Genomic DNA, 19,682 nt, shown 5'->3' on the forward strand with positions numbered 1-19,682 from the left:
TTTTCAGACGGCCTTTTTTAAGATAAGACAGAGATTACTCTAAACAAGCCAATTGTTTTTTCAGACACTCAGCCTGTAATACCTTGTCACCTTTAGCTTCGGCTATTTCAGCTGCCAGTTTCCAATATGCTGCTGTGTCTTGTAGAGAGAGACTGTCAAAATAACGTTGTGCTGCTTGATGGTTTTTCAGACGGCATAAAGCAGTTGTATAAAGATACATCGTTTCCGGTGAGGTTTGTGCAAAATCAGCCAATATTTTGGTGACAGACTCCCAATCTTGGTTTTGGGCAAGTTTTTCAGCTTCATACAAGGCCAAAGACGGATTCTCAGGATATTTTTGGCGCAGTTGAGCCAATAGATATCCTTCGCCGTCAGTGTTGCCGGTAGCGTACATTTTTTTCAGATAATCGACTGTTAAATCTTCAGGAATTAAGAGCAGATTTTCTTCAAAGGCACGGTTAAGCTGGGTAAATAGTTTTTCAGAATCACCGCGTAATTTTGCCAGTCTTGCAATCGCGATACGGCAACTTGGATCATTCTGAGTATGGTTTTCAAAAGCAACCAAAAACTGATGCGCGCCTTGTAAGTTACCAAGTTTCATACAGAGGTAAGAAGCCAATAGCTCGGGTTTGAGATAGCCTTTTTCGCGATCGTCCAAGCTATCAATATACGTTTTCAGTAAAGCCAATGCTACAAAATAATTCTGCTCCGATAGCTTTTGTGCTACGGCTAACAAAGGTTGATATGAGTCGGGTAAGTCTGTACCTATCCGGGCAAACAGTTTTTCAGACGGCCTTTTTGCTTGGTGAAATGAGGCTGCAAGCAATGCTACAAGTAAATCATTTTGCGTTCCTATATGCTCGTTTTCAGCAAAAAATTCCGCCCCTTTAACGGCATTACCGATATATAAATCCATTTTCGCATGCCAGTAATCAGCGGTATCGGGATAATCAGGTAACAGGTTTTGCAAAGTGTCAAACTGGTTGCTTTCAAATAAAGCGTTCAGATAACGATGGCGATAATCAGCTGTTTCTTCCGCATTCAGACGGCCTGTACCAAGCAGAGTTTGGATACGGCTTGCAGCCAAGTCCCATGCATGAAGTTTTTCAGCTTGGGCAATCATATTCTGAATAATAGGCAGATCATCTGTAGTGTCAGGTTGGTCAAGTGCTGTAATAGACTGATAGACACGCTCACAATTATTCGAATCCCTAAATTGGAATGTTTTATCGATACGTTTTTGATATAAATCAGGTACTTTAGCTTGATTGTCTACTAGATCTTTTAATGCTGCCAGAAGTTCTGTTTCATTATAAGCAACTGCACCAAAACCATCTCGGTTATAGTCAAAATAACCTTTTTGATAGGTGTGATTTCCACTCGAGAATACTTCATCATAATCAAATTGATAATACAAAATAGCTTTATTCAAGTAGGCTACATCAAATGCAACAGATGAATAGTCTGTAATCAAGACGCTAGTATTTTGGAAGACGGATTGGATGTTACCTTCTGAATAGCTATAGATTTTAATAAAGTCAGGCACAGTGAACTCATCCATGTATTCCTGAATACTTGGATGTGGTGCAAAGACGATTTGATAACCTTGATCATTCAGTTCTTTTAATATGGCATGATTCATGAAGCCATGCCAATGTCTGGCATAGTTAGTTTTCATGAAATCAGGGTTTCTTGTTCGTTCTGTACCTGAGATATATGTACCTACAATGGAGCTACGCCATGTTGGCATAATTAAAATCTGTTTAGATTCGGTATTGTTATTGATGAGTAAACGGTCATAACGAGGGAAACCTGTCAGTTTAACTTCTTTTTTACCAAATTTATAAGCAGTCGTATTGTCCACAATAGAATGGTATTCTGGATTTGTCGCTGTAACGAAACAAGCAATTTTTTTGGTATTTAACCAACCTGATAAATCATCTTTCGTAATGCCATGTTGTAAAAAGACGTAGTCTTTATCTAATAGGGAATTATCTTTGAAATAATGTGTGATATATCCATCAACATGACTACTGATGATTTTTGCGCAGTCTTTTAATTTACTCTCAAATGCAGATGAGCCAAATTCAAGTAAATTAAACCCATCTTGTTCGAGCCTTTTCCAATCAGAGGAGGTTTTTTTCAGGGCAAAATAAATATCTTGTTCTGGATGATTTTCACTAATATAACGATATAAGTGTTCTGCATTATCATCGGCCTGATTGTCCCTATCCATTAAAATCCAGGCATTCGATTTAACCGTGGATTTTTGTTTGAATGAAGTGAATACTGCTTCGATTGGTAGTTTGTCAAATTGTTTTCCTGAGAATGTTAATTTGGCTCTTTTACCGGCTAAAAAAAGTTCTAAATCGCCCATGTCTTGACAAGGAAGCCATGTGCGGTATTCTTTAGTGTATAAACTGCCTAGAAAGTCATAGACAACTTCTTTTTGGTATTTAGGGAATATTTCCTTACCATTGATTACCCATTGTTCAACAATTGGAAAATTTGAAAAATATTTCACCAAAATCTGTTTCTTTTTCAAATCAAAATCTTCAATATAAGAAATTTGATTCTTAGGTGCTGTATTTTTAAATAAACCGAGCAGAGCTACTTTTTGGAAAAACCATGTCCCTGCTAAATTAAAGCGAAGAATTGTTGCTTCATCAATATATGAAAACATTTCATGTAATAAGGCAACGAAATGTTTTTTTTGCTCTTCACTTAGGTGTGACAATGCTGCAGGTTTATTTACGATACGACCAAAATACCAGATGATATGGTATAGGACGATTCTTTGAATATGCTCAGGGACTTTTCCAAATTTCATTTTGGCTGTTTTCAAAATTTCAATACAGCCTTTTTCAATTACCCTAGAAAATAGTAATGGATTGTTCCATGCTCCATCTAACGTGGACGAACCATCAGAACGTTTCCGATAAAAATAACTGATTTTTGACAGAAAAGCAGCATTAGTTGAGGCATCAGTATTTAGAATATAATCGGTAACAAATTTTGCATCTTCAAAGCTAGGTTTCATTGCCTCATCAAAATAAATATGTGCATTACGGATATTATCAATTTTGAAAAAAGCAGTACTTGCAGATAATTGTAGGTGATCTTTTAGATTAGATAATGGAAGGACAATATCCCCTTTAGCAAAACGGTATTTTAAGGGGTGTGTATCTTTCACCATGTCTTTATCTTCAAAGTAGAATACTAATGGGCAACCTACTATGCTAATGTTGGCATTATTACTTAAGAAGTTATCTGTTTTGTAGAAGTAATCAGAAGAAACAAAGTCATCTGGATCTATGAATGTTACCCATTCGGTTTCAACATGTTGCAAACCCAGATTGCGTGCCGAGGCTTGACCGCCATTTTCTTTGTAAAAATAATGGATATTTTGGGGAAACTTGGCTTGCCATCGTTTGATGATTTCTGCCGAATGGTCGGTTGACCCATCATCTACTAGAATGATTTGAATGTGTTTTTTGAAATTCAAGCTTTGTTTGACGATACTGTCAAAGTATTCATCAAGGTATTTTTCGACGTTATAAACAGCTGAAACGATTGTAAATTGATTATTACCTTCGTATTTTAAGGGAAGGTATTTTTTGAGTTTCATTACGCGTTTGGCGTACATGTCGCGGAAAAAGAGTTTAGGGTCTCGTAAGAGCTTCCGAAATTTTTTATTGTTCATTTTTTTGACCTTTTATTTTTATTTGGTTTTGAAGTAATTTTCCAGCATTTGAATCAGTTTGTCCTGGTAGTTTTCAATCTGTTGCTGGCTGTGAAAATCGTTGGCACAAAAAGAGTGTGGCTGCCGCCCATTTTTTTTATTTTCCAAGAGCTTGATATATTGGGCAGGCGCTTTGTTGGAGCGGATATTAAAATAATAACATATTTCATTACCTACTGTAGATTTCCTGTTTAAAAACATCAGCCAAGGTACGAGGAAGGTGGCAAGGTTGAGATCGTGGTTAGAACGGAAACGGTTGGATAAAAAGGCTTCAATCTCAGTACGGTAGTGCTGCCAAGCAAATTGAAAGCTGCTTTTATGCAGTGGAATATAGGTGTGTACTAACGGACGGTCGATGTGGCAGTCGTAGTGCTGTTGTAATAGTGTGATGCAGTTTTTTGAGGCGGAAAGAGTGGGTGTGTCGGTTCCTCTTTCGGACATTTGTTTTAGGCTTTTGTCTGCAATAAAAAGTGAAGCAATCCCGTTGGCGTGAAAAAAATGTTCCTTCGGTAATGGTCGGGCAACAAATACATCATCGTTAAAATAGATGAAGTGTTCATTTAGATTAGGAATGTTGTGCAAGTGTGCTTCGATTACATGCGAATTGAAGGTGGGCAGGTATTGCGAGTCAATGATTTGACTGTGATCTATTATGCTGACGTTGGGATAGTCGGCAGGATTGAGCCAGTCGGGGCGTTGGTTGTCGGTAATGATGTAGATATGGTTGACCCACGGCAGGAAGGTACGCACGCTGTGAAGTGAATAGTAAAGTTCGTTGTGGTTGCTGAAACGGGCTTCGTCATTATTGTGAAGTGCGTTTTGTTCGGCGGTAGGGCTATATTGGCGGCGACGCTGCTGCCATTGGGGATCTTGGTTATTTACCCATGTGAAAACGACATCAATTTTAATAGGTGGAAGGTTGATACTATTTTCAAGTTCGGCTAAATACAGGGTGTTGTCGATAATGACCGGTTCGTCAGACTCTGTTGTACGCTGTTCGGCGTTGCGGACAGGGTATCTTTTGTTGAGATAGTCGCGGAAGAATACACCTGGTTGTCGAATCAGTTTTTTAAGTTTTCTCATGACGGTATTCACTGTAATGTGATGTTTTTGATGCTTATGTCAGGTTTTCAGACGGCCTAATATTTCATCAGGTGTTATAATGGCTGTGCGTAATTAAAAGTATAGTGAGATTTAATCAATGTTGAAAGCAGAATGTCTTACCCGCAGGGGCATGTTATTGTTGTGCGTCAGTCTGTTGGCTGCATGCTCTTCTCTTCCTAATTCTGGTCCGAGTACGCGAAATGTTGTTGCTTTGGGGCAACAGTCGGCTACAGCCGAAGTGCCGGAGGTGGAATTGATTGATGTGAATGGTGCGGTAGCTCAGTCGCTATATCAAGCGCAAGTTAATCAGTCATTTGCTCAGTTGGGCGATGGTACATCATCAATAGGGGCTATCAATATAGGCGATGTGCTGGACATTACGATTTGGGAAGCTCCTCCGGCTGTGTTGTTCGGTGGAGCTTTGTCGTCTACCGGTTCGGGTAATGCGCAGCAAACGAAGCTGCCTGAACAGATGGTCAGCTCTTCAGGTACGATTTCTGTGCCGTTTATCGGCGATGTGTCTGTCCTTGGTAAAACACCGGTTCAGGTGCAAAACATTATTAAAGGCCGTCTGAAAAAAATGGCGAACCAGCCGCAGGTAATGGTGCGCATGGTTCAAAACAATGCGGCGAATGTATCGGTTATCCGCGCGGGTAACAGTGTGCGTATGCCTTTGACGGCTGCAGGCGAGCGTGTGTTGGATGCGGTGGCTGCCGTGGGCGGTTCGACTGCGAATGTTCAGGATACGAACGTACAGCTGACACGTGGCAATGTTGTCAGAACGATTGCTTTGGAAGACTTGGTGGCGCATCCGCGTCAAAATATTTTGTTGCGCCGCGGTGATGTAGTCACAATGATTACTAATCCAAGCACGTTTACGTCTATGGGTGCGGTCGGTCATACGCAGCAGATTGGTTTCTCTGTGAAGGGCTTATCTTTGGCTGAGGCTGTGGGACGTATGGGCGGTCTGCAGGATTATAGTGCAGATGCGCGCGGCGTATTTGTATTCCGTTATGCGCCTTTGTCCGAGCTGCCTCCTGAGAAACAATCTAAATGGGTTGAAAAGGGTTATGGCGATCGTGCGGAGATTCCTGTGGTCTACCGTTTGAACCTGGCAGATGCGAATTCTATGTTTTGGATGCAGCGTTTCCCTGTGAAGGATAAGGACGTGGTGTACGTATCGAATGCACCGATGGCCGAAGTACGCAAGTTCTTGTCATTTGTGTTCTCGCCTGTGGTTAGCGGTGCGAACAGTATTAATAATTTAGTGAACTGATGGGGAAAATAATGTCTGAGCAAGTTTCTGCAAATGTGGATGTGAAACCGGAACAACCGGCTCCCGAAAAGAAAAAGGCCAAAAAGTCTTGGTTGCGTAAGATTAATCCGTTGCTTTGGGTAACGGTTATCGTGCCGACTTTGTGTTCCGGTGTGTATTACGGACTATTTGCTTCTGATCAGTTCACATCTCAGTCCAGCTTTGTGGTGCGTTCTCCTAAGAGCCAATCGTCTTTGAACGGCCTGGGCGCTATTTTGCAGGGGTCTGGTTTCTCTCGTGCGCAAGACGATATTTATACCGTGCAGGAATATATGCAGTCGCGTTCAGCTTTGGACGCGTTGCGTAAGAAAATGCCCGTTCGTGATTTTTATGAAAAAGAAGGCGACATCTTCAGCCGTTTTAATGGTTTTGGCCTGCGTGGCGAGGATGAAGCGTTTTATCAATACTACCGCGATAAGGTATCCATCCATTTTGACTCTGTCTCAGGCATTTCCAATTTGAGCGTTACATCGTTCAATGCCGGTGAATCTCAAAAGATTAATGATGCTTTGCTCAAACAGGGTGAGGTATTGATCAACCAGCTGAACGAACGTGCGCGTCAGGATACGATTCGTTATGCTCAGGAAGTGGTCAATTCGGCTGAAGAACAAGTTAAAGAGGCTTCTGCCCAATTGACAAAATTCCGTGTGTCCAACGGTATTTTCGACTTGAAGGCGCAATCCGATGTGCAAATGGGTTTGGTGTCTAAATTGCAGGACGAGTTGATTGTCATTCAAACCCAGCTTGACCAGGTAAAAGCTGTTACGCCTGAAAACCCGCAAATTCCAGGTTTGATTGCGCGCGAGAAGAGCTTGCGTAAAGAAATCTCGCAACAAATGAAAGCGATTTCCGGCGGTGGCGAGGGTTCGTTGTCCAATCAGGCGGCGGAATATCAGCGCGTGTATCTGGAAAACGAATTGGCCGAGAAACAATTGGCTGCAGCGATGACTTCTTTGGAAAGTGCAAAAGCGGAAGCAGATCGTCAGCAATTGTATTTGGAAGTGATTTCCCAACCGAACAAACCTGACTTGGCGCATGAGCCAAACCGTCTGTACAACATTGTGGCAACGTTTGTCATCGGTTTGATTGTCTATGGCATTGCTGTGTTGCTGTCTGCAAGTATCCGTGAGCATAAAAACTGATGAAAGAGCTACATAAAACATCGTTTTTGGAGTCGCTGCTTATCCAAAAAAGGGTAATCGGCGCACTCTTAATGCGTGAAATTATTACTCGCTACGGTCGTAATAACATTGGTTTTTTGTGGTTATTTGTCGAACCTTTGCTGCTGACTTTGGTTATGGTGTTGATGTGGAAGTTTTTCCGCATGCACAACGTGTCGGCTTTGAATATCGTGGCTTTCACGCTGACAGGCTATCCGATGATGATGATGTGGCGTAATGCCTCTAATCGCGCCATCGGTTCGATTGCGGCCAATACAAGCCTGCTGTATCACCGAAATGTACGTGTTTTAGATACCATTTTTGCGCGTATGTTGTTGGAGATTGCCGGTGCCACCATTGCGCAGGTTGTGATTATGTTCGCATTGGTCGTCATCGGCTGGATTGATGTACCGGCAGATATTTTCTATATGTTGTTGGCTTGGCTTTTGATGGCTATGTTTGCCGTTGGATTGGGGCTGGTCATCTGTTCGGTGGCATTTCACTTTGAGCCGTTTGGCAAGGTTTGGAGTACCATCAGTTTTGTGATGATGCCTTTGTCCGGCGTGTTTTTCTTCGTACACAACCTGCCTCAGCAGTTGCAACACTATGTGCTGATGCTTCCGATGGTGCATGGTACAGAAATGTTCCGTGCCGGATATTTTGGTAACAGCGTTACGACTTACGAAAATCCTTGGTATATTTTGTTGTGTAATTTAGTTTTGCTGCTGCTTGGTTTGGCGATGGTGGCGAGATTCAGCAAAGGGGTTGAGCCGCAATGATTTCAGTTGAACACGTTTCCAAGCGCTATCTGACCCGCCAAGGTTGGCGGACAGTCTTGCACGATATCAACTTCAAAATGGAGAAGGGCGAGAAAATCGGTATTCTCGGCCGCAACGGTGCAGGTAAATCGACGCTCATCCGTTTGATCAGTGGCGTTGAGCCGCCAACCACGGGCGAAATCAAGCGGACGATGAGTATTTCTTGGCCTTTGGCATTCTCCGGTGCGTTTCAAGGCAGTCTGACCGGTATGGACAATTTGCGTTTCATCTGTCGGATTTACAACGTCGACATCGATTATGTGAAGAACTTTACCGAAGAGTTTTCCGAGCTGGGTCAATATCTTTATGAGCCGGTCAAGCGTTATTCTTCAGGTATGAAGGCACGTTTGGCATTTGCTTTGTCGTTGGCGGTAGAGTTTGACTGCTATCTGATTGACGAAGTGATTGCAGTTGGCGACTCGCGCTTTGCCGATAAATGTAAGTACGAGTTGTTTGAAAAGCGCAAAGACCGTTCCATCATCTTGGTGTCACACAGCCACAGCGCCATGAAGCAATATTGCGATAATGCGATGGTGCTGGAAAAAGGACATATGCACCAGTTTGAAGACATGGACAAAGCCTACGAATATTATAATTCGCTGCCTTAAAGCGATTGTTTTTTAAATCAGGCCGTCTGAAATTTCAGACGGCCTGTCCGTTGGAATTCTATTGATGAACATTACTCAAATTCTTTCCCAAGAACTTTCGGCTACGGCCGCGCAAATTAATGCCGCTATTGAGCTTTTAGACGACGGCGCGACCGTGCCGTTTATCGCGCGTTACCGTAAAGAAGCCACAGGCGGGCTGGATGATACGCAGCTGCGTCAGCTTGCCGAGCGGTTGCAATATCTGCGCGAGTTGGAGGAGCGCAAAGCCGTTGTTTTAAAAAGCATTGAAGAGCAAGGTAAGCTTTCAGACGACCTCAAAGCGCAAATCGAAGCCGCCGACAACAAAACCGCGCTGGAAGACCTGTATCTGCCCTACAAGCCCAAACGCCGCACCAAAGCGCAAATCGCGCGTGAACACGGTTTGCAGCCGCTGGCGGACGTGTTGCTTGCCGGGCAGCCGCAAGATGTAGAAGCCGCCGCGCAAGGCTACCTGAACGAAAACATCCCCGACGCCAAAGCCGCGCTGGACGGCGCACGCGCGATTCTGATGGAACAGTTTGCCGAAGACGCGGAACTCATCGGCACACTGCGCGATAAGTTGTGGAACGAAGCCGAAATTCACGCGCAAGTCGTTGAAGGCAAAGAAACCGAAGGCGAAAAATTCAGCGATTATTTCGACCATCGCGAACCTATTCGCACCATGCCCAGCCACCGCGCGCTGGCGGTTTTGCGTGGTCGCAACGAAGGCATGTTGAACATCGCGCTCAAATACCAGCCCGACGACACGCCGATTACCCAGCAAAGCGAATACGAGCAACTCATCGCCCGCCGCTTCAAGGTTTCAGACGGCCATAAATGGCTGCGCGACACCGTGCGCCTGACTTGGCGCGCGAAAATCTTTTTGTCGTTGGAACTCGAAGCTCTCAATCGTTTGAAAGAAGCTGCCGACACTGACGCGATTACCGTGTTCGCCCGCAATCTCAAAGACTTGCTGCTCGCCGCGCCCGCCGGACGGCTGACGACTTTGGGTCTCGACCCGGGCTACAAGAACGGTGTGAAATGCGCCGTGGTGGACGACACAGGCAAGCTGCTGGATACTGTTATTGTCTATTTGCATCAAGAAAACAATATGTTGGCAACGTTGTCGCGCCTGATTAAGCAGCACGGCGTGAAGCTCATCGCCATCGGTAACGGCACCGCCAGCCGCGAAACCGACAAAATCGCGGGGGAACTGGTGCGTGGGATGCCGGAAATGGGGCTACACAAAATCGTCGTTTCCGAAGCCGGAGCATCGATTTATTCCGCGTCCGAACTGGCGGCGCGCGAGTTCCCCGACTTGGACGTTTCCCTGCGCGGCGCGGTGTCCATTGCCCGCAGGCTGCAAGACCCGCTCGCCGAGTTGGTTAAAATCGATCCCAAATCCATCGGCGTGGGTCAGTATCAGCACGACGTGAACCAAAGCCAGCTCGCCAAATCGCTGGACGCGGTGGTCGAAGACTGCGTGAACGCCGTCGGCGTGGACGTGAATACCGCCTCTGCCCCGCTCTTGGCACGGATTTCCGGTTTGAATCAAACCCTTGCCCAAAATATCGTCGCCTACCGCGATGAAAACGGCGCGTTCGACAGCCGCAAAAAATTGCTGAAAGTGCCGCGTTTGGGCGAAAAAACCTTCGAACAGGCGGCAGGCTTTTTGCGGATTAACGGCGGCAAAGAGCCGCTGGACGCGAGCGCCGTCCACCCCGAAGCCTATCCCGTCGTCGCCAAAATGCTGGCGCAACAAGGCATTACCGCCGCCGAACTCATCGGCAACCGCGAGCGCGTGAAGCAAATCAAAGCGTCCGACTTCACCGACGAACGCTTCGGTCTGCCGACCATTCTGGACATCCTGTCTGAGCTGGAAAAACCCGGCCGCGACCCGCGCGGCGAGTTTCAGACGGCCTCCTTTGCCGAAGGCATTCACGAAATCAACGACTTGCAAGTCGGCATGATACTCGAAGGCGTGGTTTCTAACGTCGCCAACTTCGGCGCATTCGTGGACATCGGCGTCCATCAGGACGGCTTGGTGCACATCTCCGCCCTGTCCAATAAATTCGTCCAAGACCCGCGCGAAGTGGTGAAAGCCGGCGACGTGGTGAAAGTGAAAGTGCTGGAAGTCGACGCCGCCAGAAAACGCATCGCGCTGACCATGCGCTTGGATGACGAGGCGGGCGGCTCAGACAAAGGCAACAGGCCGTCTGTAACCCGACATCAAGAACGCCGCGACCGCAAACCCCAACGCAATGAGCGTGTCCCAACCAATTCAGCAATGGCAGATGCGTTTGCGAAGTTGAAGCGGTAACGATAGTCTGAAGTGCAATTTAAAACAAAATCTTTTGGAAACAAATAAATAAAATTAAATTGTAAAAAAAATGCCGTTTTTTTATCATAACGAAACAATATAGCAAAAAAAATCGGAATTTTTTATTATTTAACCGAAATCCTAAAATGTACTCGATCGAACAATTCCCTCCTGAAATAGATTTCGACTCTGTTGCCGTCTTGAAAAAACTGGCTTCCGCCCATCGTTATCTAGCCGAATTAAAAGGCATCTGCCGCAGTATTCCCAACCAAGGCATTCTGATTAACACGCTGTCTTTGCAGGAAGCCAAAGATAGTTCCGAAATCGAAAATATCATTACTACCCATGACGAACTGTTCCGCGCAGGAATATCGGCAAGCTCATCTAGTCCTGCCATCAAAGAAGTGCAGAATTATGCTTCAGCACTTCTTTGTGGCTTCGACCTTATCCAAAAACACGGAATGCTGACCAACAATCATATTTTGACGATACAGGCCGAGTTGGAAAAGAACCGTGCCGGATTCCGTAAACAGTCGGGGACGATGCTGAAAAACGACCGTACAGGCGAAACCGTCTATACGCCGCCGCAACATATAGACGACATCATTTGCTTGATGAGCAGATTGGAAGCATTTATCAACAATGACAACACGGAAAAACCTATTGATCCGCTTATCCGTATGGCGTTGCTCCATCACCAGTTTGAAAGCATTCACCCGTTTTACGACGGCAATGGCAGAACAGGTAGGATTATTAATGTGCTGTATCTGGTTTTAACCGGGTTGCTGGATATTCCCGTTTTATACCTCAGCCGCTATTTGGTACGGAACAAAAGCGAATATTACCGACTGTTACAATATGTACGCGATACGGGTGAATGGGAGGATTGGCTGTTGTATATGTTGGAAGCCGTGGAACAAACCGCCAAGGACGGCATCGATACCGTGCAACACATCCATCAGGCGATGCTGGACTACAAACATCGTATCAGGCAAAAATTCAGCTTCTACAGTCAAGACCTGATTAACCACCTATTCAACCATCCCTACACAAAAATCGATTTCCTGATGAAAACGCTGAACGTTTCTCGTCCCAGTGCCGCCAAATATCTGGACGAACTGACAGAAGGCGGGTTCCTTCACAAAGAAAAAATAGGCAGAAGCAACTACTATATCAATATTGCGCTGATGAGTATCTTACTACCAACCAATTGATAATATTTGAATTTATACAATATTAAATTAATATATTATTTACCATCATACTTGATGGCTTGCCGATATAAATAAGCGTATAGTTCCAAATATCACAAACCCATCATCACAACTTTAGGAGTTCAAACCATGAAACCTGTTTTGTTTGCCGCGCTGATTTCCTGTTTCTCCGTTGCTGCGTATGCGGCCTGTACCGACAGCCAGCAGCAGTGCGTGATTTATAAAAACGGCAACGTCGCGACAGAAGGCGGCTGTACGGTCAGCAAGTGCCAAAGTGCCGAGGCGCAAGTGTTGAAATGGAAGCTGAAAAACGGCAAAGGCGTAACCGTTGAAATCGGAAAAAACGGTAAGGTTTTGGTGAACAAGAAACCGGGTGCGAAAGCGAACAACAGCAATGCGTCAGGCATGGGTTTGACATGCTATGCCGCCGATGCGGACAAACGCGAACAGTTCTGCTCGACCAATTATTGATTGGATTGTTGCTTTGATTAAAGGCCGTCTGAAAAGTGTTTCAGACGGCCTTGATGTTTATCCTTCCGATATTTTTTCATTGAGAAAGTCGATAAAGCTGCGCACTTTCGCGCTGAGAAAGGCTCTGTCGACATAGGTGGCGTTCAGTTGGTCTGTCCAGATGGTGTAATCGGGCAGGAGTTGGACCAATGTGCCGTCCTTCAATTCCTGCTGAACTGCCCAAAGGGGCTGATAGCCTATGCCCGCACCTGATTTAATCAGCTCGCGGATCATCAGCGTGTTGTCGCTGCGGATAACGGGGGAGAGGTGGAGGATGGCTTTTTCTCCTGTGGTGCGGTGGGTAATTTCCCAGTCTTGTTGACTGGTATAGGAAGGCAGAATAGCTTGGTGCTGCATGACGGCTTCGGGTGTATCGGGTGTGCCGTGTCGGGCAAGATAGTCGGGGGCGGCAAGCAGGACGAACTCGATTTTGGCCAGTGGTTTGACGATCAGCGAAGGGGAGGGGGTTTTGGAAACGCGCAAGGCGAGGTCGAAGCCTTCGGCGATGAGGTCGATATGGCAGTTGTCGAGGACGAGGTCGAGCGTGACTTTGGGATAACGCTGGCGGTATTCTGCCAACCATGCGCTCATATTACCACCTGTAAACCACAGGGGCATGGTAACGCGCAACATACCTTGCGGCGTGTCGGCGCCGCCTGTCGCTTTTTGGGCGGCGGTGTCCAAGGTATCCAGCGCGTAGCTGCATTGGCGGTAGTATTCTTCGCCTGCTTCGGTCAGGTGGAGGTTGCGGCTGTTGCGGTGTAAGAGCTTGGCTTGAATGGTGTTTTCCAGATGGCTGACGTGTTTGCTGGCCATGGCGGTGGAGATGTTGAGCTGATCGGCAGCACGGGTAAAACTGCCGCTTTGAACCACTTGGCGGAAAACTTTTAGGCTAAATAGGGTATCCATGATTTCTTATTAGGAAACGTTGTATCAATAATTCGAGTATATATCTCTTACTGGGAATTATCTATACTGTACTTATTGAAATTGCGCCCTACCTCTTTCAGGTAGCCATTAAAATAAGGAATATTAAGATGTCAGCTCTCAAATCAGTCCAACCGGTTGTATTATCCGTCTTGCGTATTGTTACGGCGTATCTGTTTTTGCTGCATGGTACGGCCAAGTTTTTCAGTTTTCCGATGTCCATGGGCGGCGCGCCTGAAGGTTTGATGCTGGTGGCCGGTATTTTGGAAATTGTCGGCGGTATCTTATTGATATTAGGTCTGTTCACCCGTCCGGCCGCGTTTGTTTTGTCCGGTCAGATGGCAGCCGCCTACTTTATGGCACACGCGTCTTCTGGTAATGTTTTGTTCCCATTGGCCAATCAGGGTGAATCTGCCGTTTTGTTCTGTTTCGTGTTTTTGTACCTGGCAGTAGCCGGTGGCGGAGCGTGGGCTTTGGATAACGTTTTTGGTAAAGATAAAGATTAATTTAAGTTTAAGGAAAAGATCATGACTTATTCTGTTTTGCAACAAGCTGCTGAAACCCGTCGTTCTATCTATGCATTGAACAACACCCTGCCTCTGTCCAATGAGGAAGTAACCAAAATCATCGAACACGCCGTTTTGCATACGCCGTCTTCTTTTAATTCGCAATCTGCCCGAGTGGTCGTATTGTTCGGCGAAGAACATGCCAAAGTGTGGCATTTTGTCGAAGAGGCTTTGCGTGCAATTGTTCCTGCCGAGCAGTTTGAAGCCACTGCACAAAAACTGAACTTGTTTAAAGCAGGCGCGGCGACAGTTTTGTTCTTTGAAGATCAAGATGTTGTCAAAGGCTTGCAAGAGCAGTTCCCATCTTATGCGGCCAACTTCCCGATCTGGGCGGATCAGGCAAATGCCATGGTTCAATATGCTGTGTGGACAACATTGGCGGCTGCCGGTATTGGCGCCAATCTACAACACTACAATCCACTGCCTGATGCGGCCATTGCCAAAGAATGGAACTTGCCGGAAAGCTGGTTGTTGCGTGCGCAAATGGTGATTGGCGGTATCGCGGCTTCAGCCGGTGAAAAAGCCTTCCAACCAATCGAAGGCCGTCTGAAAGTATTTGGCGCATAAGTGAAATGATGTGTTAAACAAAGGGCGCGATGTTTGCGCCCTTTTTGAAATAACAAAATTAAAAAGGCCGTCTGAAAACAGTTTCAGACGGCCTTTTATCTATGCCATAAAATCAACCGCGGCGCCAAGTCGTACCGCCGGCGTTGTCTTCCAGAATGATTTTGTGTTCGTTCAGAAGGTCGCGGATACGGTCGGATTCCGCCCAGTTTTTATCCGCACGTGCCTGTTTGCGGCGGGCGATCAAATCGTCGATTTCCTCGTTGGACAGGCCGTCTGAAACCGCGCCGCCTTGCAGAAACTCGGTCGGGTCGCGTTGCAGCAGGCCGATGATACCGCCCAAGGCTTTCAGGCAGCCAGCGAGGTGCGCATCGTTGGTTTTGTTCACTTCGCCTGCCAGTTCAAACAACACGGCAACGGCTTCGACCGTACCGAAATCGTCGTTCATGGCGGCGTAGAAGCGGCGGGTGTAATCGTTGGCGTTTTCGGACAAATCAAACTCAGCCGCAGGAGTGTTTTTCAAGGTGGTGTACAGGCGTGTCAGTGCGCCTTTTGCGTCGTCCAGATGCGCGTCGGAGTAGTTCAGCGGGCTGCGGTAGTGGGCGCGCAGGATGAAGAAGCGCACGACTTCGGGGTCGTATTGTTTCAACACTTCGCGGATGGTGAAAAAGTTGCCCAGCGATTTGGACATTTTTTCGCCGTCCACGCGGATGAAGCCGTTGTGCAGCCAGTATTTGACGTGGCTGGCAATGCTTTGCCCGTGGTGGGTTTGCGCGTGGTCATGGCCGCAGGTATGCCCCGTCGCGCCGACGCTTTGGGCGATTTCGTTTTCATGGTGCGGGAACTGCAAATCCGCACCGCCGCCGTGAATGTCGAAAGTATCGCCGAACAGGTTTTCACTCATGGCGGAGCATTCGATATGCCAACCCGGACGTCCGTTGCCCCACGGGCTTTCCCATGCCGGCTCGCCTGCTTTGGCCGCTTTCCACAACACAAAATCAAGCGGATCGCGTTTGAAACCGTCCACTTCCACGCGCTCGCCTGCGCGCAGATCGTCCAACGATTTGCCCGATAATTGCCCGTAAGCGGAAAACTCGCGCACGGCGTAGTAAACGTCGCCGTTTGCGGCAGGGTATGCCTTGCCGTTTTGAATCAGGGTTTCAATCATGGCAATCATTTGCGGAATGTTTTCCGTCGCCTTCGGCTCAATATCCGGACGCAACACGCCCAAAGCATCGGCATCTTCGTGCATAGCCTGAATGAAACGCGCGGTCAGTTCGCCGATGGTTTCGCCGTTTTCAGCCGCCCGGGCGATGATTTTGTCGTCGATGTCGGTGATGTTGCGCACATAAGTGAGCGGATAACCGCACTCGCGCAGCCAGCGGGCAATCATGTCGAACACAACCATCACGCGGGCATGGCCTAAGTGGCAGTAGTCGTAAACAGTCATACCGCAAACGTACATACGCACGTTTTTCGGATCGATGGGGGTGAAGGGTTCTTTTTGGCGGGTCAGGGTGTTGTAGATGGTGGTCATATTAATTAAGTAAGTTTAGAAATTAGTAACAGTAATGTCATATCCGCGATTTTTGACGAAATCTAAAAATTCATTGGCTTCATTAACGGCAGGAAATTCACGCATAATTTCAGTTTTAATATTTTCCAACAACGCTTCTGCAATTGGATATTGACCTCTCAATGCTTTTTCGTACCAACGTATCAAATCATCCTCGGTTACGATGTTTTGAATTCGGCTTTTCCAGCCTATCTGTGTCAGTAATGAAACAATGACTGATTGTTCTGCTTTTTTGCAGACAATGACAATTTTGTCTGCGCTGATGGAGGATACAATATCTTCAGCCAACTCTTCGTCTAAAGAGAGATGCTTGACTTGTATAGCCAATCCGAAGTTAGACCACATATCTAACCCTCTATCGGCAGCATTGGTTACGCCTACACGGTGGATTTTTGCAGGAAGTTTTAAATGCCCATTTTTGGGCATAGGGATGATTTTTTCGGCAAAATCTTGATATTCCTCCCATAAAAACAGGTTTTCCTTAGGAAAATCTATTGAAACCGTTATACCTAATTCTGAAACCAATGCATCAAATAATGCATAAACAACGATTTCATATATCTTGTCTATACTTCTTTTCAATCCTGGCTCAAGCCAAAATAAATTTAGAAATTCAGACAATTGGAAGGAGTATCTGTCTGTATTGCCAACATAAGCCAATGCCTCACTCATTTGAGAAAAGCGGTTAAAAAACTGTTTATAAATATATGATTCCACACCACCATCCAACTGTCGATTTAAGATTCCCAAAACCGCTAGTTTTTCAGGTGGCATTGCATTTTTTTCAAACAAATTATCTTGAAATTTTGCCGATGAAGTAGAAATTCGTCCTAAAAATTGACGACAAATTTCATCTCTCCAACGTTTTGATTGATTGCGGTAAGTATCTAAATTTAGAAAATCCAACTGTTTGATGCAGCGATCATGATATAAAATTTCTGCAATTTGAATGGGTTTATAAAGGTGGACACGGGATTTTTTGATAATACTGTCCAATGCTTCTTTGGCTTGTTTTTCTTCGAGTGTCATATTGCCTCCAATAAATTCAATTGTCCTTTTTGTTCAACCTTGCCAGAAAGAGAAGCGAGCATATTTTCTGCGATAGCTTCTATTACAGGGACAGATACGGAATTTCCGGCTACTTTTCTGACTTGTGAGTAGGGAATATTGATTTTAAAATCATCAGGAAAACCTTGTAATCTTAACATTTCTCTTCCTGTTAATCTTCTTACTCCGTTTACCACTAAATAATTGTAACTTCCCCCAGCTCTTAAGGCACAGGAATATGGAAGTGCAGAAACATTTCCACCAATATTTTCATGCCAAATTGATGGAGTAGGAGGGGCTTTTTTTAAAGCTGCCAAACGTTTTTGTTTCAAGACATCTGATAAAAAATAGCTTGGTTCGACGTCTTGATCATTTTCCAGCAGCTCACTCAATGATCGATATTTGTTTATGGGTTCGGGGAAGTAAAAAGGGATGTTGTCTGAAAAACCCACAATATAAATTCTTTCGCGTTTTTGTGGTAATCCAAAATCCAAAGTATTTAAAACTTTAAAATAAACCGTATAACCAAGCTGTTTAAGGGTTTCTAAAATAATACGGAAAGTTCTACCTGAATCGTGCGTAGTTAGCCGCTTAACGTTTTCCAGAAGAAAAGCCTTTGGCTGTTTGTTTTTCAGAATTTCAGCAATATTGAAAAACAATGTTCCGCGTGTATCTTCAAATCCTAATCCCTTACCTGCGATACTGAAAGGTTGACACGGAAATCCCGCAAGCAGAATATCATGATCGGGAATATCTGAAGGATCAATGTCGTTAATGTCGCCAAAAGGTTTTTCTCCAAAGTTTACTTCATACATTTGTCGGGCATATCTGTCCCATTCCGATGAGAATACATTGGTGCAACCGTGTCTTTCAAAACCTAGGCGTATTCCGCCAATACCTGAGAATAAATCTATTGTTTTGTACATAGCAAATATCTGAAGAATGAGTCGTCTGAAAATTTTCAGACGACCTTGTTTTTTCACTCCGGTTTAAACACGCCAGTATCCGTTTTAGGCTGCTGCTCGGCAATTTCGGCTTTTGCCACTGCCTGTTCCGCTTCTGCTTTTTCGGCTTCGATGCGTTTTTTCTCGGTTAGGTATTGGTTGATTTGGTGTACCAATTCCTGCGTACCTTGGTGGGTTAGTGCGCTGATTTGGAAGAGGCGCGGGGTTTCCATGTCGAATTGGAAGCGGTCATCGGGTTTGGGGTAATCCCAGCCGATGGCTTCGAGGAAGGCGGCGCTACGCGCTTGGGCTTCTTCTTCATCGAGCATATCGAGTTTGTTCAGTACCAGCCAGCGCGGTTTGTCGTAGAGTTCTTCGTCGTATTTGCGCAATTCGTTGATGATGGCAAGGGCTTCTTCGGCGGGGTTGACGGTTTCGTCGAATGGGGCCAAATCGACGACGTGCAGCAGCAGGCCGGTGCGCGATAAGTGTTTGAGGAAGCGGTGGCCAAGGCCTGCGCCTTCTGCTGCGCCTTCAATCAGGCCGGGGATGTCGGCCATGACGAAGCTGTGGTTTTCGTCGATGCGCACGACGCCCAAGTTTGGATGCAAGGTGGTGAAGGGGTAGTTGGCGATTTTGGGACGTGCGGCGGAGACGGCGGTAATCAGGGTGGATTTGCCGGCGTTGGGCATGCCTAACAAGCCGACATCGGCGAGGACTTTAAGCTCAAGTTGCAGGGAGCGGGTTTCGCCTTCTTCGCCGGAGGTGGATTGTTTGGGCGCGCGGTTGACGGACGATTTAAAGTGGATGTTGCCCAAGCCGCCTTTGCCGCCTTTGGCGAGGCAGACGCGCTGGCCGTGATAAGTGAGGTCGGCAACGATTTCGTCGGTGTCGAGGTCGCGGATGAGGGTGCCGACGGGCATTTTGAGGACGATGTCGTCCGCACCTGCGCCGTAGCGGTCGGAGCCGTGGCCTTTTTCGCCGTTTTTGGCTTGGTAGCGTTTGACGAAGCGGTATTCGACGAGGGTGTTGGTGTTTTCGTCGGCTTCTGCCCAGACGCTGCCGCCTTTGCCGCCGTCGCCGCCGTCGGGGCCGCCGCGCGGTACGAATTTTTCGCGGCGGAAACTGGTTGCGCCATTACCGCCTTTGCCTGCGGCGACTTCGATTTTTGCTTCGTCGATAAATTTCATGATGTTCTCTTATGGGTATTCGGTTGTTTCAGACGGCCTTTGTTAATAGAGGAGCTTGG

At 46.2% G+C, this 19,682-nt stretch carries 16 protein-coding genes; 9 read left to right on the forward strand and 7 right to left on the reverse strand.

What is annotated here, in order from left to right; translation table 11 throughout:
* Window positions 1-34: 34 nt before the first annotated feature.
* On the reverse strand, window positions 35-3,703 hold the full coding sequence (locus ACTHTU_RS02930; RefSeq protein ID WP_440361713.1) for a CDP-glycerol glycerophosphotransferase family protein: 3,669 nt from the start codon (window positions 3,701-3,703) through the stop codon (window positions 35-37).
* An 18-nt stretch (window positions 3,704-3,721) separates the two neighbouring features.
* On the reverse strand, window positions 3,722-4,825 hold the full coding sequence (locus ACTHTU_RS02935; protein ID WP_440361714.1) for a stealth family protein: 1,104 nt from the start codon (window positions 4,823-4,825) through the stop codon (window positions 3,722-3,724).
* 118 nt (window positions 4,826-4,943) lie between these two features.
* Between ACTHTU_RS02935 and ACTHTU_RS02940 the strand changes: the two genes are divergently transcribed.
* The 7 genes from ACTHTU_RS02940 to ACTHTU_RS02970 all read left to right on the forward strand — a co-directional run bounded on the left by ACTHTU_RS02940 (window position 4,944) and on the right by ACTHTU_RS02970 (window position 12,770).
* Complete coding sequence (locus tag ACTHTU_RS02940) at window positions 4,944-6,122, forward strand: polysaccharide biosynthesis/export family protein (RefSeq protein WP_440361715.1); 1,179 nt, start codon at window positions 4,944-4,946, stop codon at window positions 6,120-6,122.
* Between the two features lie 11 nt (window positions 6,123-6,133).
* Window positions 6,134-7,303 (forward strand): capsule biosynthesis protein, encoded by a 1,170-nt coding sequence (locus tag ACTHTU_RS02945; RefSeq protein ID WP_107857811.1) that lies wholly within the window; start codon window positions 6,134-6,136, stop codon window positions 7,301-7,303.
* The gene (locus tag ACTHTU_RS02950) at window positions 7,303-8,100 is read left to right on the forward strand and encodes an ABC transporter permease (protein ID WP_063068518.1); all 798 of its coding nucleotides are present in this window, start codon (window positions 7,303-7,305) and stop codon (window positions 8,098-8,100) included. Before ACTHTU_RS02945 ends, ACTHTU_RS02950 begins: the two co-directional genes overlap by 1 nt.
* Window positions 8,097-8,747: an ABC transporter ATP-binding protein gene (locus ACTHTU_RS02955; protein ID WP_036492188.1), complete on the forward strand. Its 651-nt coding sequence runs from the start codon at window positions 8,097-8,099 to the stop codon at window positions 8,745-8,747. The genes ACTHTU_RS02950 and ACTHTU_RS02955 overlap by 4 nt, the downstream gene beginning before the upstream one ends.
* Window positions 8,748-8,811: 64 nt before the next feature.
* A complete protein-coding gene (locus ACTHTU_RS02960; RefSeq protein ID WP_440361716.1) occupies window positions 8,812-11,085 on the forward strand; it encodes a Tex family protein in 2,274 nt (757 codons plus the stop codon).
* Window positions 11,086-11,231: 146 nt separating this feature from the next.
* The gene (locus ACTHTU_RS02965) at window positions 11,232-12,299 is read left to right on the forward strand and encodes a Fic family protein (protein ID WP_440361717.1); all 1,068 of its coding nucleotides are present in this window, start codon (window positions 11,232-11,234) and stop codon (window positions 12,297-12,299) included.
* A gap of 129 nt (window positions 12,300-12,428) precedes the next feature.
* The gene (locus tag ACTHTU_RS02970; protein WP_440345986.1) at window positions 12,429-12,770 is read left to right on the forward strand and encodes a hypothetical protein; all 342 of its coding nucleotides are present in this window, start codon (window positions 12,429-12,431) and stop codon (window positions 12,768-12,770) included.
* 57 nt (window positions 12,771-12,827) lie between these two features.
* Here ACTHTU_RS02970 and ACTHTU_RS02975 read toward each other — a convergent pair whose 3' ends face one another.
* Window positions 12,828-13,718 carry a LysR family transcriptional regulator gene (locus ACTHTU_RS02975; RefSeq protein WP_440361718.1) on the reverse strand — a complete coding sequence of 297 codons (891 nt, stop codon included), beginning with the start codon at window positions 13,716-13,718 and terminating at the stop codon, window positions 12,828-12,830.
* 128 nt (window positions 13,719-13,846) lie between these two features.
* On the opposite strand from ACTHTU_RS02975, the gene ACTHTU_RS02980 reads away from it, so the two are divergent.
* Window positions 13,847-14,242 (forward strand): DoxX family protein, encoded by a 396-nt coding sequence (locus ACTHTU_RS02980; RefSeq protein WP_296186572.1) that lies wholly within the window; start codon window positions 13,847-13,849, stop codon window positions 14,240-14,242.
* A gap of 21 nt (window positions 14,243-14,263) precedes the next feature.
* Window positions 14,264-14,869: a nitroreductase family protein gene (locus ACTHTU_RS02985; RefSeq protein WP_107857817.1), complete on the forward strand. Its 606-nt coding sequence runs from the start codon at window positions 14,264-14,266 to the stop codon at window positions 14,867-14,869.
* Between the two features lie 112 nt (window positions 14,870-14,981).
* On the opposite strand, the gene cysS is transcribed toward ACTHTU_RS02985, so the two are convergent.
* The 4 genes from cysS to obgE are packed head-to-tail and all read right to left on the reverse strand — an operon-like array spanning window position 14,982 to window position 19,623.
* Window positions 14,982-16,403 (reverse strand): cysteine--tRNA ligase, encoded by a 1,422-nt coding sequence (gene cysS, locus ACTHTU_RS02990; protein WP_440361719.1) that lies wholly within the window; start codon window positions 16,401-16,403, stop codon window positions 14,982-14,984.
* 15 nt (window positions 16,404-16,418) lie between these two features.
* Window positions 16,419-17,471, reverse strand: coding sequence for a HaeII family restriction endonuclease (locus ACTHTU_RS02995; RefSeq protein WP_377084709.1), 1,053 nt, complete (start codon window positions 17,469-17,471; stop codon window positions 16,419-16,421).
* Complete coding sequence (locus tag ACTHTU_RS03000; RefSeq protein WP_440361720.1) at window positions 17,468-18,415, reverse strand: DNA cytosine methyltransferase; 948 nt, start codon at window positions 18,413-18,415, stop codon at window positions 17,468-17,470. Before ACTHTU_RS03000 ends, ACTHTU_RS02995 begins: the two co-directional genes overlap by 4 nt.
* Before the next feature lie 53 nt (window positions 18,416-18,468).
* Window positions 18,469-19,623 (reverse strand): GTPase ObgE, encoded by a 1,155-nt coding sequence (obgE, locus tag ACTHTU_RS03005; protein ID WP_440361721.1) that lies wholly within the window; start codon window positions 19,621-19,623, stop codon window positions 18,469-18,471.
* Window positions 19,624-19,682 lie beyond the last annotated feature (59 nt).

It is taken from the genome of Neisseria sp. P0020.S005 (assembly GCF_051957055.1).
GTDB classification, from domain to species: Bacteria; Pseudomonadota; Gammaproteobacteria; order Burkholderiales; family Neisseriaceae; genus Neisseria; species Neisseria subflava_A.